Annotated in this window: 13 protein-coding genes and 1 pseudogene; 5 read left to right on the forward strand and 9 right to left on the reverse strand. The window is 58.9% G+C overall.

Translation table 11 applies throughout. The annotated features are described in order from the left end of the window. Nucleotides 1-383, reverse strand: a pseudogene (locus ACH2EH_RS07405) (hypothetical protein); the annotation flags it as partial. Between the two features lie 2 nt (nt 384-385). Continuing rightward, nucleotides 386-1,222 (reverse strand): VWA domain-containing protein, encoded by an 837-nt coding sequence (locus tag ACH2EH_RS07410; protein ID WP_395140375.1) that lies wholly within the window; start codon nt 1,220-1,222, stop codon nt 386-388. 34 nt (nt 1,223-1,256) lie between these two features. On the opposite strand from ACH2EH_RS07410, the gene ACH2EH_RS07415 reads away from it, so the two are divergent. Both ACH2EH_RS07415 and ACH2EH_RS07420 read left to right on the forward strand, forming a co-directional pair. Then, nucleotides 1,257-2,903, forward strand: a complete 1,647-nt coding sequence (locus ACH2EH_RS07415) for a GMC family oxidoreductase (RefSeq protein ID WP_395140377.1) — start codon at nt 1,257-1,259, stop codon at nt 2,901-2,903. 141 nt (nt 2,904-3,044) lie between these two features. Continuing rightward, nucleotides 3,045-4,721 carry a hypothetical protein gene (locus ACH2EH_RS07420; RefSeq protein ID WP_395140379.1) on the forward strand — a complete coding sequence of 559 codons (1,677 nt, stop codon included), beginning with the start codon at nt 3,045-3,047 and terminating at the stop codon, nt 4,719-4,721. Here ACH2EH_RS07420 and ACH2EH_RS07425 read toward each other — a convergent pair. Next, nucleotides 4,714-5,817 (reverse strand): hypothetical protein, encoded by a 1,104-nt coding sequence (locus tag ACH2EH_RS07425; RefSeq protein ID WP_395140380.1) that lies wholly within the window; start codon nt 5,815-5,817, stop codon nt 4,714-4,716. The genes ACH2EH_RS07420 and ACH2EH_RS07425 overlap by 8 nt on opposite strands. 129 nt (nt 5,818-5,946) lie before the next feature. On the opposite strand from ACH2EH_RS07425, the gene ACH2EH_RS07430 reads away from it, so the two are divergent. After that, a complete protein-coding gene (locus ACH2EH_RS07430) occupies nt 5,947-6,369 on the forward strand; it encodes a hypothetical protein (RefSeq protein WP_395140382.1) in 423 nt (140 codons plus the stop codon). A 160-nt stretch (nt 6,370-6,529) separates the two neighbouring features. On the opposite strand, the gene tnpA is transcribed toward ACH2EH_RS07430, so the two are convergent. Then, entirely contained in the window at nt 6,530-6,973 is a 444-nt protein-coding gene (gene tnpA, locus ACH2EH_RS07435; protein ID WP_395140384.1) for an IS200/IS605 family transposase, read from the reverse strand. A 242-nt stretch (nt 6,974-7,215) separates the two neighbouring features. On the opposite strand from tnpA, the gene ACH2EH_RS07440 reads away from it, so the two are divergent. Continuing rightward, the gene (locus ACH2EH_RS07440; protein WP_395140386.1) at nt 7,216-8,064 is read left to right on the forward strand and encodes an amidohydrolase family protein; all 849 of its coding nucleotides are present in this window, start codon (nt 7,216-7,218) and stop codon (nt 8,062-8,064) included. Here the strand turns inward: ACH2EH_RS07440 and ACH2EH_RS07445 are convergent. Further along, nucleotides 8,052-8,570 (reverse strand): hypothetical protein, encoded by a 519-nt coding sequence (locus ACH2EH_RS07445; RefSeq protein WP_395140388.1) that lies wholly within the window; start codon nt 8,568-8,570, stop codon nt 8,052-8,054. The genes ACH2EH_RS07440 and ACH2EH_RS07445 overlap by 13 nt on opposite strands. 106 nt (nt 8,571-8,676) lie before the next feature. Between ACH2EH_RS07445 and ACH2EH_RS07450 the strand changes: the two genes are divergently transcribed. Further along, nucleotides 8,677-9,777 carry a polysaccharide deacetylase family protein gene (locus ACH2EH_RS07450; protein WP_395140390.1) on the forward strand — a complete coding sequence of 367 codons (1,101 nt, stop codon included), beginning with the start codon at nt 8,677-8,679 and terminating at the stop codon, nt 9,775-9,777. A gap of 6 nt (nt 9,778-9,783) precedes the next feature. Here the strand turns inward: ACH2EH_RS07450 and ACH2EH_RS07455 are convergent, their stop codons facing one another. The 4 genes from ACH2EH_RS07455 to ACH2EH_RS07470 form a co-directional block, all read right to left on the reverse strand. Further along, nucleotides 9,784-11,181, reverse strand: a complete 1,398-nt coding sequence (locus ACH2EH_RS07455; protein ID WP_395140392.1) for an MATE family efflux transporter — start codon at nt 11,179-11,181, stop codon at nt 9,784-9,786. A gap of 42 nt (nt 11,182-11,223) precedes the next feature. Next, entirely contained in the window at nt 11,224-11,814 is a 591-nt protein-coding gene (locus ACH2EH_RS07460; RefSeq protein WP_395140394.1) for a hypothetical protein, read from the reverse strand. An 80-nt stretch (nt 11,815-11,894) separates the two neighbouring features. Further along, a complete protein-coding gene (locus tag ACH2EH_RS07465) occupies nt 11,895-14,954 on the reverse strand; it encodes a PSD1 and planctomycete cytochrome C domain-containing protein (protein WP_395140396.1) in 3,060 nt (1,019 codons plus the stop codon). Continuing rightward, on the reverse strand, nt 14,938-16,247 hold a 1,310-nt coding region (locus tag ACH2EH_RS07470), incomplete at its 5' end, for a DUF1501 domain-containing protein (RefSeq protein WP_395140398.1). The genes ACH2EH_RS07470 and ACH2EH_RS07465, both read right to left, overlap by 17 nt.

Below are 16,247 nucleotides of genomic sequence, written 5' to 3' on the forward strand. Positions count from 1 at the left end.
AAAAAAAGGCACACATCGCCAATCGCCCGCGCCGTGAGCTGGCGACTCTGCGGCTCAAAATCTAGCACGAGCAAGGACGCTTGTGAGCCCTGGGGAAGCTTCTCCTGTGCGTACCAAGTCGTTGCACCCGTGCTGACACTTTTTTGCCACTGCGCTCCCAGCACACTGACCCGCTCCCAGAATACCTCGTCGTCACTGGGGAAGGGCGCACCGTGGGCGAACTCTGCCACCAGCAGCTCCGCCCACTCCCGGGCATAGACCGCCGCCGATGCGCCATCCGCTACCGCGAGGAGAGGCCGCTCGTCAGAGAGCGCCCAGGCATCCTCGTACTGCTCCTCGGTGTTGCCGTCTTTGGGGGCGGTGAGTGCACGGATCCGTTTCATGGCTAGCGCAGATCCGCCGTGCGTGTCCCGATATCTAAGAACTGCACCAACGAGCGCAGGTCGGCGTTGAAAGCGAAGCCACGCGAGCTCTCCGTGGTGGTGAACCCCTCCCGCCGTGCCTCGTCGCGGAGCTTGGGAGGGAGCACACTGCTGATCTCGAAGAGCATCTGTGCGTACTCATCGGGTAGCCCAAGCTGCGTGTCGGGGAACTCAACGGGCCGCTTGGCTACCCCGGAGAGATGAATATTAAAGAGAAGCGCCTTGCCATCGTTGGTGCCCAGGCTCTTGAGCTTATCGGCGGCGGGGCGGGGCGAGCCGTCGGTGGGCTCGCCATCGGAGATATTGATAATGCTGGGCGGATAGGAGAGCGGGTAGAGCTCCGTCCAGGCTTTGACGATCTGGTGGGCTTCTTCCACGGCGGCGACCATGGGGGTGTTGCCATTGGCCATGGGCTCAAACCAGACCGGGAAGCGCACCTGGCGCTCGATCAGCCCCCCCGTTCCATCGTCTTCTTTACGAGCACGCGTCTCCACGCGCAAGGGGTTGTCGGCGACCTCGGAGATGGGCACAAACTGCCGCCCGGCAAGCTGTCCGCCAAAGCCCGTGCGCACCGCACCGCCGTAGCCAATCACGGCGATCTGGAAGTAGTCGCGCACATCCTCGCCCTTGGCGCAGCGTAGCACTAGGGTGGCGATGAGACGGTTGACGGCATCGGCCACCGCATCGCACTTGCGCTTGCCCGAGTCCATCCCATACGGATCGTCCATGGAGCCAGACTGATCAATCAAAAAACAAAACGCCGTCGGCTTGGCCCGGCTGATCTCCGCTGTATAAGGCATAGGAAAATTATACCCTGAACGCGAACCTAAGCTCATGAAATTCGACTGCGACGTGATCGTGATTGGCTCTGGCGCGGGCGGTGGAGTGGTAGCGGGGCTGCTGGCAGAAGCAGGGCGACGAGTGCTGCTCTTAGAGCGCGGCGGCGAGCCGAGCTTTGAGGAAGTCGGGCGGGATCATCTCCGAAACCAGCGACTCTCGCACTACGGCCACAACGCCGGGCCGGACGCAGACCATCCACGGGTTTACCTCCCCCCGGCGCGCTCGTCCCTCGCTGCCGACCCCCTCCGGCTTCGCGAAGGGGATGCGAAGATGGTTGAGCCCTGGGACGGAGGCTACCACGCTAATGCGGCGATTGTCGGGGGCGGGACGCGGGTCTATGGGGCGCAGGCGTGGCGCTTCCATCCGCTGGACTTCAAGATGGCCTCCACCTACGGCGTCCCCGACGGCTCCTCGCTGGCGGACTGGCCGATAGAATACCAAGAGCTGGCCCCGTTCTATGAGCAAGCGGAGCAAGAGATCGGGGTGTGCGGTCAGGCGAGTGCGATGTGGCACCTGCCGGAGTACCGAAAAGACTACCCGATGCCCCCGATGGCGGTAACAAAGCAGGGCATGACCTATCGAAAAGGCGCGGCGGCGCTGGGCTGGCGGACACTGCCCGTGCCGCTGGCGATCAACTCGACCGAGTACAACGGGCGGCCTGCCTGCACCCGCTGCCAGCACTGCGTCGGGTTTGCTTGCCCGGTGGACGCGAAGAACGGCTCGCAGAACACGCTGATCGCCCGAGGAAAACTCACCGGGCGCTTATTTCTTCAGACGGGTGCAATGGTCGCCCAGATCAACCACGATGGCAAGCGCGCCAGCGGGATAACCTATTTTATAGGCGACGAAGCCAAAACCACGACCGCCGAGCAGATCATCGTGGCGGCAGGCGCGATTGAGTCTGCGCGGCTTTTACAGCTCTCGGGGATCGGTAACCAGAACGATCAGGTGGGGCGGCACTTGCAAGGCCATGTCTATGTCGGGGCCACGGCGCTCTTCCCGAATGAAATCTGGGATGGCCTCGGGCCGGGTGTGAGTACAGCCACGACCGAGTGGAGCCACGGTAACGAAGGCATTGTCGGAGGCGGTATGCTCGCCGATGAGTTTGTCCTGCTCCCGATCATCGCCTGGAAGCGCTACCGGGCACCCGGTGTGCCGACCTGGGGGAAAGAGGCGAAAAACTGGCTACGCCAAAACTACCGCCATCTCTCGGACATCAAAGGCCCGGTGCAGGATATTCCCTCGCCTGATGCGCGCGTCACGCTGGATCCAAATGTCAAAGATCGCTGGGGCCTGCCCGTGGCGCGGCTCTCCGGCACGACGCACCCGGAGACGATTCGCACGGGGCAGTTTCTTCAGAAGAAAGCGGTTGAGTGGCTTGAAGCGTCGGGTGCAAAACAAATATGGGGCGGCCCTCCGACCACGCTCTCTCTCTCCGGTGGCCAGCACCAGGCGGGCACCTGCCGAATGAGCGACGACCCGAGCGCAGGCGTGGTGGATCGCAACGGGCGTGTCCATGGCTTTGAGAATGTCTTCGTCGGGGATGGGAGCGTCCACGTGACCAACGGCGGCTTTAATCCGGTGCTGACCATCTTCGCGCTGGCGTTCCGTCTGGGGGCGTTTTTAACCCACCCCGGTTAGAGCGGGGTGGCTGGAGAGCGCTCCGCGCTACGAAGGGCGTCCCGCCCATGGGAATTCGTTATGGCCGGAACGGCCTTTGCAGCCGCAGGCTCTCCAGTCGCGCCGTTCTGATCGGCGGGACATAGGCGGTAAACTCCTTATGTGAATACCCTCTTTCGGATCGCATTTGGCGACTATGAGTTTGTTTTAGATCGCACCAGCCTGACGTACTCGCTGACGGAGACCGTGACCAAGACCGTCTGGGCAACGGAGCTTTCATTGGGCTGGATCGAGCTGAAAGAGCGTGAGACGGGGGCGCTTACCCGGACAGATTTTGGCGACTGCAAGCTCCTCAGCATCGCCGAGAAGATGGGCGCGACGGGCAAGCGCATTCTGCTGGGCCTCGATGCACCCGGTGGCGTCCCCGTGGATATTTATCTGATCTGCGGCTCTAAAGAAATCCAGCTTACGGTAGAGGCAAGTAGAGACAGTAAGACGCATACGCTTGAAAAAATCGGGCTCCTGCCAAGGCTGTGTCTAGCGGGGATGGGGAGTGCGCTTGTGCTTCCTCATGGGGAAGGGAAGCTCCTAAGACTAGAAGACTATCCTTTCAAGTACCTGGAATCGGAGCTCTGGAGCTTGCCTATATGGGAGCCCCGGTGTGGACTGACAATGCCATTTATGGGAGTCGTGCAACCAAACTCTGCACTCGCCCTCCTGACAGACTCACTTTACGGATTCGCGGAGGTAACCAAGCGACTCGATGCTTTTTCAGCAGATTTGGTCTATGAGTGTGATCCAGAACGGCGACGGCTGGATATACGAATCCTTCTCCAGCCCGGAGGCGATCATATTTCCATTGCCCGAGCCTATCGCGAGAAGCTTATCGGTGAGCGCAACCATATTACTTTACGTAAAAAACTCAGAGAGCAACCTGCACTCGAACCGCTGATTGGAAAAGCGTTTGTTACTTCCGATCTACCTATCCCACAGCCTTTTGCCTGGGTGGAAGATCTCACTGCGGTTCGGAGTGATCGAAGTACACTAGAAGTTTTCTCCTTAGAAAATCCGCCTAACGTGGTGAGTATCGCGTTCCTTGCTCACTGCCTCTACTACCTCGCCGATGACAATATTTACTGGAGTGATGAGAATGATCGTCTCTGTCGCTGGGATCGAATGGAGCACCGATTAGGTTTAATCGAAGCCACCCGCAAGAAATTTTGTGTTGTTGGCATCTCCTATGGATGGGGGGACTGGGCGGCATTTGCTGTAGACTTCTGCCTCGGTCTAGAGACACCGGGTGATTTTAGTGTTTTTTGGGGGAGCTCCGTTCCACTCCACTCCGTTGTCTGGCGGGACTCGGTTCTCTTTCCCTATCGCGTCTCGACGAAAGAGCCAAATAGCTTCCTTCAGGCTCTTCTACGCCTTGCAGTACCATTATTTGATAACCCCTATGAGTTCACTGAGAGTTTTTACGAAGCAGTTTGTGCGATCCTCTGCCCCCTTCACGCCCTCACTTTTCCCGCGTTTCTGACCGCCCACAAGTTTCTGACGCCTGACTTTCTTGTCGAAGAGGCGTACTACTCAGACAAGACACAAGTAATTATCAACCAGAGCGAGACAGATGCGTACGATGCGGGCGAGTATCTGCTTCCCCCCGGCGGGTTCTACGTCCGCCACCCGCAGTTTGAAGCCCACGACGCGCTCCGGGTCAAAGGTGTAGAGTTTCCCCAGCGCGCCTGGCGAGTGCGCCGTAGCCTCGACAGCAAGCCGCTGGAGCAGTCGGGGGAGCTGGAGGAAAGAGAGTTCCTGGCTGCCCCCCCCCCGTCGCCTAGCTGAGTTTCTTAAGGAGCGTCACGCGGCCAATCGGCAGCCACTCCACCACCAGAATATCGCCGTTGTGCAGGAACTTGGCAGAGTGCGGGTGCACAAACTTGCCCGCCACGAACTCACTGCGCGGACGGCCACGGCCCGGCAGATTGGTAACCGTCGTCCCATCGCCCAGCGCCGCTGCCACTTTATTGTTCTTATCGAGCACAGTCACAATGCTCCGCAGATCGGGGACGAGCAGAAGATCGCCCTGCGTGTGGAAGTGACACGGCTGGCGCATGCCGTCGGTGTCGAACTTGATGTGCTTGCCGTCCATGGTGAAGTACTGAAGTCGGCTGTTGGCGCGGTCCGCTACCACAACCTGCGGCTCGCGTCCGCGCGTGTCCACCCAGATCCCGTGTGCCTGGAGAACCTTGCCCGGCTCCTTGCCCTTGCCGCCAAAGACACGGATAAACTCGCCCTTAATGTTATATTGCGTGATGTAGTCGGAACCGTAGCCATCGGTGATATAGAAATCGCCACTGGGAGCCAGCGCCACATTGGTCGGAATAAACGGCGAGTTGCTTTTATACACCCGGCCTGTGTCGGCGATAAGGTCGTTGAGGCCCTTGGTCCAGAGCACCGCGCCCTCCAGTGTGGTCTTCACCACGGTTCTATGGCCCGTGTCGCAGTGGTAGAGATACTCGACCCCGCTCTCCTTGCGAATATCGAGTCCGTGGCCGCCGCCCTTGAACTGTGCGCCAAACGAGCGCAAAAACTTGCCACCACTGCTAAACACATAGATCGCGTCGTTGCTCTTGCTATCCCCACCAACCGTGTGCGAGATATAGATATTGCCTTTTTCGTCTTGCGCGACGCCTTGAGTATCGCCCCACTTGTGCGTGGCGGGCGGCACGAGCCAGTCATGTATGCACTCGTAGCGTAGCGAACCCGCGCCCAGAATCAGCTTGGGCGCGTTCTGCGTAGCCTCGGCATCACCGGAAGTGAGCAGATCGGTAATCACCGCAGCAGCGGCAGTTGCCCCTGCCTTAAGTAAGAGAGTGCGGCGTGTCAGGAGGCCACGCTGCTCCAAAGGAAGATCATTTTCCGAAAGTTTTTCGTTCATGGCACTTGCTTCGACGGCGCGGGGAGATTTTCCTGCGTTTGTCGCCGCCGGTTGAAAACCGGCGTCTGCAATGGCGTTCCGCCGCAAAGCCCGTTCCGGGCTGGGGAGGTGTAGGGTAGTCTTTGGGGTATGGGAGTGAATCGTCGTTTTCGCCTGTTTTTCCGTAAGAGTTTTCTGAGCCGGTATCCTGAGTTTGCCGAGGTGGACTGCAAAAAATCCTTTGGCACCGATCTGTCGTGTTTTGGGCGTCTGTCTGACGAGGTACCACGCAAGAACCTTTATGTGCTCTTCCAGTTTCATAGTGAGCGAGATGCCTACTTCACTATTGAAATTGGCATTGGTGAAGGCGAAGCCTGGACACAATTTGGGGAAGTATGGCAACCTGGCCGTAAACGAATGGGGTGTTACCGAGAGAGTTATAGAGGAGATTTTTGGTGGAATCTCGTCTCTACGGAGAAACTTCGCCTCCGAAACCGAAAGACGGAGATGAAGCGGAGATTTTTGCAGCCGCCTTTGATGACTTTGCTCAGCGGTTCGAGACGTTTATTCTGACGCCATTTCACATACGTCTTGCTGACGTGCCAAACATAGCCGCCCAATAAAATTGGGCGTCTGCAGTGGCGTTCCGCCGCAAAGCCTGTTCCAGGCTGGGGATAAATTCGGTAGCCTGGCACGGGCTTCGCGGCGCTTGCGCCACTGCAGACGCCGGTTTTCAACCGGCGGTCTCTTCAGGGGTACGTTCCCAGGGCGTTTTTAGTGAACCGTCCGTGTGGTGTTGTTTCTGGTTCTTGACGTAGGTAATGGCATTTGTTCGGTGGTTGTGACTCAGGGAAAACGCCGCGTAGCCGTTGGCCCAGCGGAAGTGTTCTTCGTATGGGAACTCTGTGTTGAGCAAGTGAGAGCTGGCCCCTTTAAGCTGGTGCATGAGTTTTGCCAGACTAACCGACGAAGGTAGCAAAACAATGAGGTGAACATGATCGGGCATGCCGTTGAGTGCCAGAATAGGTACTCGCAGCTTCTCCGCCTCCGCTGAGAGACAGTGATACGCCCGACGTTCCCGCTCCCCCACGAGATAAGGCTGGCGCTTCCAGGTCGTCCAGACAATATGTACTGTCAGTGCGATTAAGTTCCGTCGTGACTGTTCCGAAGTTTTCATCTACCTGTAGAACGGTTGAGAACCCCCAAATCTTACAAGAACACACTACTATTTCTTCGCCACGTGACCGCCGGTTGAAAACCGGCGTCTGCAGTGGCGTTCCGCCGCAAAGCCTGTTCCAGGCTGGGGATAAATTCGGCAGCCCGGCACGGGCTTAGCGGCTGAGGAACGAAGCCACTGCAGACGCCTAATTCCATTGGGCGGCTTCCCCATTAGAGCTCTCTTGTTGCTATAATTCTGCTATGCGAATCATTGATACACACCAGCATCTCTGGGATCGGACGCGCTTTGACCTGCCCTGGCTTGCCAGTGCGACGGAGCCTTTGAGCAAGAGCCACACCCCCGACGACTATGCCCAAGTGGCAGCGGGGCTTGGGATCGCGGCGACGATCTACATGGAAGTGGACGTACGGCTGGACCAGCGTGAGGCGGAGGCGAAGTATGTTTTTGGGCTCTGCGACGATCCCAAGAACCCGATGGTGGGCGCGGTGGTCGGGGGCGATCCGGCTTCGGCAGACTTCAAAGCGTATCTGGATAAGATCGCGAGCCCGTACCTGAAGGGCGTGCGCCAGGTGCTCCATGGGGGGCTGCCACAGGGCTACTGTCTGAGTCCGGAGTTTGTGGCGGGTGTGCGAGAATTGGGTAAACGCAAGCTGCGTTTTGATCTGTGCCTACGCTCCGGCGAGCTGGCCGATGGCGCGGCGCTAGCCAAAAAATGCCCGGAGACACGTTTCGTGCTGGATCACTGCGGCAACGCGCCCGTGACCGGCACGGCGGCGCAGCAGGAGGCCTGGAAGCAGGGGCTGGAGCAGGTTGCTGCCTGCTCCAACACCGTTGTCAAGATCAGTGGAATTATCGCTGGGACGATGCCCGGTGTCCCGTTTGCAGAGCAGCTTGCGCCGTGTATCAACCAAACCCTCGATACCTTTGGGCCGGAGCGGGTGATCTTTGCTAGTGACTGGCCGGTCTGTACGCTACGTGCAAGCCTCAAGGACTGGATTACCACCCTCAAGGCCCTGGTGGCTACCCGCCCGGAGGCCGAGCAGCGTAAGCTCTTCTACGACAACGCCAGACGCTTCTATGAGCTGTGATAGAGCGTAATGGTCGCTTCCGTACGCTGGGTCAGCTGCCGGAGCAGCCGTGACACCTGAAGACGCTGCTCCAGCTCCGGGATGCTCTCGTCGCTTCTCCCACCGCGCTCTAGCCGTTGCCGGAGCAGCTTGCAGGTACCTACCAGGAGCTGTGCCTGATGCTCGGAGCCGCTACGTGCTGCATCATCGGCATGCCGGGAGAGCAATTTACCAATGTGTAAAAAGAGCATTGCAGGCGAGTAGTCAGCATATTGATCCTTGAGGAGGGCATTGTTGATCCCCAGCGTATCCTCTGGGAACGATGTCAGTAGCGCCGCCGCTGCTGCCGGGCGATTGGTTTCAAGGAGGTTCAGAACACTCTCGTAGCGCTCGTAAGTGGTTCGGCGTGTGAGGGCTGTGGTATCCTGGGGAATGAGGGGGGTGCGGTTCTGATAGAGTGTGGTTGCGACCAGTACCAGAGCGGCACCGCTGAGCTGTAAAAACAACATGCCACGTGGGGCTTGCATAGTATCTCTCCTTCGTTTCTTCTTAGAACAACCCTTGCGAGTCGTACTAAGAAATCAGTGGAGACAGCCCCTATATTACATCGAAATTGGGCGATATAATGATTTCGTGAGAATCCTCCCCCTTATCTTTTGTCTCCCTCTGATTGCGCTAACAGGCTGCTCGAAGTTCAGAAAAGTTGTTCCTGCCGCCACGCCGGAGCCTGTACTCGTGCCGAAGCCTCCCAAGCTCGATCTTACCAAGAACGCCCCCGATGAGCTGGGCAAGATCCCCGTGATCATGTACCACGAGATCGGCAAGAGCGGAAAGAACACTCCGCTGGACCGCACGGTCGCCTCTTTTGAGAAAGATCTCCAGCTTCTCTACGACAAGGGTTTTTATCTTGTCAATGTCTCGGATATTATCAACAACCAGCTGAATGTCCCGGCGGGCAAGAGCCCGGTGGCGCTTACTTTCGACGATGCGCGGCGGACACAGTTCGACCTGATTCAGACAGCAGAGGGACCGCAAGTGGCCCCGAACTGCGCACTGGGTATTCTGGAGCGCTTTGTCAAGGCGCACCCGAGCTGGAAGCTCAAAGCGACATTTTTTGTTCTGCCCAAGTCAAAAGTCACCAACGAGTCGTTTGGACAGACGGGGATGGGCAAGGACAAGATCGCCTATCTCGTGAAGAGTGGCTGCGAGATCGCCAATCACTCCATTGTCCACAAGAGCTTTGCGGGCTACACCGCCGCGCAGCTCCAGCAAGAGGTTGCGGGGGCGGATAAGCTTGTCACCGATCTCAACCCGGAGGCCAAGCTGGAGGCCATTGCACTCCCGATGGGCAAGTATCCCAAAAATAAAGCCCTCTGGCCGCTCCTTCTTAAAGGGACAGACAGTGGGCACAGCTATGCCTACAAAGCCGCTTTCGATGCCGCTTGGCGCCCTATTCCCTCGCCTGCCTCTCTGAAATACAATCCCTTGCGCTTGGAGCGTATCAACTCCATTGATGGCCTCAACGGCACTCGTTTCTGGGTGGAGAAACTAACTGCGCCCGGTGGTGGATGCTACGTCTCTGATGGTGACCCGAACTGGGTGAGTTTCCCGCAGTCGAAAGAGGCAGAGCTCGCCCGTGCACGGGTAGAGAAGCAAGGCAAGCAAGCCAACGCCTACAGCGGGGCGGGGATTCAGGGAGCGGCAGGCAAGCCGATTATGCCCGCCTCGAAGTAGCTCGCACTAGACATGTATTTTTTGCCAGCGGCCCTGACGGAAGACAACAATAACGCAGAGTCCTTGCAAAATAGTGGAGAGGCTCATGGCCCACCAGGCACCATCAAGCCCGTAGTTTTTAAGTAGAAACCACGCGAGCGGGAGGCGAATAAAGATCATTGTCACGGTAGTGAGAACCGTGGGGCTCATCGTCTCCCCCGCGCCCTGAAGAGCACCCACCAGGCCCATCCCCAACGCGAGAAAGGGCTCCGAGATCGCCGCGATCTTAAGATACGCAACTGCGAGCCTTAGTGTCTCATCTGCCCGAGCGTTCTGTGCCGCGTCGCTGCCGTGTTGGAGGAAGATATGCGCAAAGGGGGCCGCAAAGACATAGCAGATCACCCCCATCACGCTCATCACCGCGATTGCCTGCCAGGTTGCCGCCCACGCTCCGGCATTGGCGCGCTTTACATTGCCCGCCCCTAGGTTCTGGCTCACAAACGCCGCAGCCGCGATGGAGTAGCCAAAACCGGGCATGAAGGCGATACTCTCAAAGAGCAGGCCCACTCCCAGGGCCGCGACTGCTGCACTGCCCGCCGACGAGCGGGCGAGCATGCCCTGAAAGATGAGCATCGATCCCACGCGGATAAGCTGCTGAAGTGCCGCCAAAAGCCCAATCTTGAGGATGCGCCAGGCCCAAGTCGTGTCCAGTTTCCAGGGGCCGCTCAGCCCCGCCGCTACCGGGCTACGCCGCAGAAAGATCACTGTCAGTGCCAGCGCCAGCACCTGAGAGGCGATCAGCGCCAGTGCACCGCCCGCGATACCGATACGGGGAATGAGAATCGCATTGCCTACCGCATGGACGGCCACGGAGCCGAGGGTGACAAGAAACGGGCGGGTGGTGTCGCCTAACCCACGAAAGACCCCCCCCAGAATCATTACTAGAAACTGCACCGGCTGCCCTAGCGCCAGAATCAGCAAGTACGGCTCAGCCAGAGGAAGCGCGTGGGCATCCAGCCCTTGTAAAATCAGAAGAGGGCGGCGCACGAGCACCAGACAAACTCCGACCACAATTGAAATCATCAGGCTCAGAAGAATAGACTGGCGGGTTGCGGAGGCGGCGTCTTGCAGGGCAGTGGCTGCCTGCTCCGAGCTACCAACCTTACCCGCTCCAATAAAACGCCCCACCAGAGCCGTGGTTCCTGTGGAGACGGCCATTGCGGCGGCCAGAAGCAGCCACATCCAGGACGTGCAGATTGTCACGGCGGCGAGCGCTTCGGGGCCGAGCTTGCTCACGAAAAAACGATCCAGAAAGCCATTGAAGGTCTGCACCAGCATCATGGCGACGGAAGGCATCGCTACTAAGAAGACACCCCGTGCAAGCGGTCCTTCGAGAATTAGTCCTTGTCGAGTTTCTTTACTCACTTCTACTGTCTACCCAGAACGGGGTGCTGGGGTTCCGGTTTATTAACGACTCCCGATAATCAGTAAGGCATCCCGAGCCACTTGGAAAGACCAGAGAGTCGCCCGCGCATACCGACGTCCGTTGCTGCCTAGCTGCCGGGTGGTGTGGATTTCTTCCTGAGCTGCCTGAAGTGCGCCGTCCACCATAAGAAGCTCCCAGGTAAAGTGTTCTAGGGGGAGCTTCTCCTCCGAGTCCTGATTGAGAAGATACGCGAGAATGCGTGTTCCCAGAAGGAAGATGCTATCGGCGGAAGGGCCGAGAAAGCGCACGACAAGTGCCCGTTCCCCCTCAGAGAGGAGTGCCACACTGCGCTCCAGATGCCGCACAACGCGCCGTAGGACACCGAGCTGCATGATGCGGGTAGCATTGCGATGCATTGCCAGGAGGGCATCCTCGCCCAGAGAGGCATCGAGGATAATGGAGCGATTGCGCCCCTCCAAATCATTGAGGGCGTCGGCAAACTCCTCTGCGGAGACAGAGGGCAGAGGCTGATGAACAAAAAAAGGTGTCTGAGCCATGAGTGTCAGACCCCCTCCGAGAAGACGTGTAACATTAACCTCGATCTCGCGCAGAACCGGGGCTGTTTGTTGCATGACCTTATTATGGGAAGGTGAGGGGATTATCTAAAGGCCTGATTGCCGGGGGATTTACGCCCCCGGCTTTTTAGGGTGTGCTAGCTCACGTAGACAAACTCGTTGGAGCAGAGTAGCGCCTGCGTGTAGAGCTCCCAGCTGTCCAGTGCCTTGCGCTCCACCATCTCGGTGTTGTTACGGATGGGGGCGAACTTACCCACTCCCATCCCTTTTTTCTGAGCGGGCTTCACGACGGGGCGCTTTTGCAGGCGGCCTTTACCGGTTGCCAACGCCGTGTTACTGCCTTCAGCACCCTGAGTGGCACTCCCAACCTTGCCCAGGAAGCCCAGCCCCGCCTGAATTTCCTCGGGCTTGGGCGAGCGCTGGTAGAGGATCAGGTAGATAGACTTAATTTTCTCCTCGTCTGTTTGTGCCTGCCCCACTTCGTCGCGCCGCACCACCTGCCGCGCCACATCCACCGCCATCGCGCTGTTCATGAAGAAGAGCGCTTGCTGCGGGACAATGGTGGAGATGCGCCCCGTGTTGGCCATGGTCGGATCGCTCACATCGAACTGTGTGAGCAAGTCCGAGAGGAAGAGCCGGTCAATGTAGCCGTAGACTGAGCGTCGGTAGACATAGGGCTCATCGGTGATGTTCACGGGCTTGCCACCCAGTACAGGGTCGAGCTTACCGGTGAGGGCTACCATCGTGTCGCGGATGGACTCGAAGTCTAGCCGTCGCAGGTTCGCGTGCCAAAGAAGGCGATTGGCTGGGTCTTTCTTCTCGTAGGCCGGGTGAGTGTCGGTGCTCTGCTGGTAGGTATTGGAGAGCAGAACCCACTTGTGAAGCTTCTTAAGGCTCCAGCCGGTTTCCATAAAGCGCCCCGCCAGCCAGTCCAGCAGCTCTGGGTGGCTAGGTTTCTCACTCATATTACCCAGATCATCGGCGGTGCGGATAAAGCCCTGCCCGAAATGGTGCATCCACGCTCGGTTGACCACAGTGCGCGCCGTCAGCGGGTTCGACGGTGCCGCGATCGCTCGTGCAAGCTCCAGCCTTCCGGACCCGGCCTTTACGGGCTGCGGCTCAGAACCGGGTGTACAGAGTGCGAAGACGCGGCGGGGAACCACCTCGCCCGGGCGCTGTTTCTCGCCACGGATCAGGATACGTGCATCACTGGGGCTTTCCACATCCGCAACAACCATCGCATGGCCGGGCGCTCCCGGATGCGTGAGCTGAAGCCGATTGAGCTCGTCGAAGGGGAAGCGCGCCGCCGCCCGATTATCGGCATTGAAGCGGCTGGCCAGCTTACGCAGGCTACTGGTTGAGTTAAACTCCGAGGCGGGTGGCAGCCCCAGCGGGAACTCGATAAACTGCGCGGTGGCGCTGTCCACACTGAGTACCTGGTTTTTCTTGCGTGCCTCAATGTAGGCATCGCGCTGCACGGCCACTTTGGCAAAGAGGCGCCCATACGCCTCCGCCACGTCGGCGAGGGAGCGTGGCTTGAGGCTTGTTAGCTCCTGTGCTACCAGTGCGTTGACTGGTTTCACGGACAGATTCGCTCCCCGCTGTGGGATAGCACGCTGTTTCGCGAAGCGTCCCTGCGGCGCGGCCACGGCGGATGCGGTTCCGAGCATCCGTCCGATTGTCTGGGCATACTGTGTGGAGAAACTCCCCGCGGGGAGGCGCTGGAGGGCAGTGAAAGGCCCTAGTATCGCCGCCGCATCTTTACTGCGCCGAACCGCTTGCTGCAAGATTCGAATAGTGTCGCGCTCACGGACATTCGACGGATTAATGCCGTATTTTTGTGCCAGCTCACTGCCCTCTTTGGAGCGTGCGTTGGCTGTTGTGAGCATCAGGTAGCCCGCCGCCTTTTTCTGGAATGCCTCTAGCTTCTCCCCAACATACTCGTAGTACGCGACGCGGCCCTTATCCAGGAGCGCTAGCTCTTGTTTCTCGTAGTCGCCGCGCTGTTCGGGATCGCCGCTGCCCGGGATCTCTGGCCCGATCTCAGGCTCCTCAATGGAGTTGAAGATGCCGTAGAGCGAGTAGTAGTCGGCGGTGGGGATCGGGTCGAACTTGTGGTCGTGACAGCGCGCACAGGCCACGGTAATACCCATGGTCGCTTTGGTGACAGTGTCAATGCGCTCGTCAATCAGATCGTTCTTATCCTGAAAGCGCTTTCCGACCGTCAGAAAGCCCAGCGCGGCAAGCTGCGCGGGGTCGTCTTTGGTGGTGGAGATCTGATCGGCCGCAAGCTGCGCCATCAGAAACTCATTGTAGGGCGTGTCTTTATTGATCGCCCCGATCACCCAGTCACGGTAGGTCCAGGCATTGGCGTAGCGGAAGTCCGCCAGCCGATTCTGCCCGGCCTGAGCCGCCCCCGTGGTGTCCGAGTAGCGCACAGTATCGAGCCAGTGCCGCCCCCATCGCTCGCCGTAGTGCGGCGATGCTAAAAGCTTGTCCACTATTTTTTCCCAGGCAGTGGGGGATTTGTCGGCCAAAAATGCCCGGACTTCGTCTACAGTGGGGGGCATGCCGACAAGATCGTAGTAGGCACGGCGGATCAGAGCGGCGCGGCTGGCAGCGGGATTGGGGGCCATGCCACTTGCCTCTAGCTTTGCCAGCACGAAGCTATCAATGGGGTTTTTTACCCACGCCGCGTTCTTCACTTTAGGAATTGCGGGTTTCTCGACGGGCTGAAATGCCCAGTGTTCCCGCGCTTTATCGGTCATTCCAGTGAGCTTGGAGGTGGTCTTCACCGACGTGGCGCTTCGGGGATCGGGTGCGCCCATCTTAATCCAGGACTCCAGCGCCGCGATCTCACTGGCTGCGAGGTGGCCTCCGGGCGGCATCTGGTTCGCGGTGGCCTTCACCCGCTGGAGCAGAGGGCTCTTCTCAGGGCTCCCAGGAACAATCGCGGGGCCACTGCCCCCGCCGAGCTGCCAGGACTCCCGAAAGTCTAGTGAGAGGCCCCCCTTCGCAACCCCATCGACATGGCAGGGGGCACACTTGCCTGTTAAGATCGGGCGGATCTTGCTCTCAAAGAGCTGGGTCTGCTCGGGTGTAATCTGTGTGGGGACGGGGGCAGGCTTCTGCGCAACTGCAGTGAGAGCCAAGCCAAGTGCTGCGGCAGGGCCGCCGAGTTTAAGCCAGGATTTCATTGACGATGTTCCCATAGTTGTCGGTCAGGCGGAAGTCCCGCCCGTTGTAGCGATAGGTCAGCTTGGTGTGGTCAAAGCCCAGTACACGCAAGATTGTCGCGTGGAAGTCATGGACATGCACGGGCTTGTCGGCGATATTCATTCCCAGCTCATCGGTCTCGCCGTAGTGCATTCCCCCCTTCACGCCGCCCCCCGCCATAAACGCCGAGAAGCAGCGTGCGTGGTGGTCGCGACCCGACTGGTCGTTGATGCTGCCCGCCGTGGTGGGAGTGCGTCCAAACTCCCCACCCCAGATCACCAGTGTTGAGTCGAGCAGGCCGCGCTCTTTGAGATCCGCGATTAGTGCCGCCACGGGCTGATCCATCTCATTGGTCTTCTTGGTCAGGCTCTGCACTAGTTGCTGGTGATGATCCCAGCCTCCAATATCCACTTGGACAAAGCGCACGCCTCGCTCCACTAAGCGCCGGGCACAGAGCAGCTTGCCCGCAAAGTCCGAGGTGCCGTATTTTGCACGGATGGCGGCGGGCTCTTTGCTGATATCGAAGGCATCCATCGCCTCAGTCTGCATCCGAAACGCTAGCTCGAATGAGTCAATGCGGGCCTCGAGTTGCTCATCGTGCTGGAACTTGGCGCTGTGGTTGCCATTGAGCTGCCTTGCGAGATCAAGCTGCATGCGCTGGGCATCCGATGAACTAAACTCATTCTTAAGGTTCAACAGTACTTTATCAACCGGCTTGCCGGGTGCGAAGTCCGCACGGGTTCCCTGGTAAGGGCTGGGCAAGAACGCCGATTGACGCCACTCAGGGCTACCCCCTAGGGTCACAAAGCCGGGGAGGTTCTGATTCTCGGTGCCCAGGCCGTAGAGCGCCCAGCTTCCCAAACTCGGCTTGACGAGCTGTGCAGAGCCCGTGTGCATCATCTTAGCCGCCACTGGGTGCGCTGGAATATCGGTCTTCATGGTGCGAATCACACACATGTCGTCGGCGAGCTTTTGTAGGTTTGGGAAGAGCTCACTAATCTCCAGACCACTCTTGCCGCACTTCTGGAACTTAAAGGGCGAGGGAAAGATCACACCACTCGCGCCAGAGACACTTTGCCCGCGGAACTTCTCCATGCCGGGCTTGGGATCGAACGTATCAAGGTGCGAGGGGGCTCCTGACGCGAAGATATGGATAACATGCTTCGCTTTGGAGGGCAAGGGGGCTTTCTTAGGCGAGGTGAGCGTGTTACCCGCATCCGCCCTCGCTTCGGAGGCAAAAAGTGCGGAGAGTGCCAGCCCCCCGATACCCAGGC

The organism is Armatimonas sp., from assembly GCF_043760365.1.
Lineage (GTDB): Bacteria > Armatimonadota > Armatimonadia > Armatimonadales > Armatimonadaceae > Armatimonas.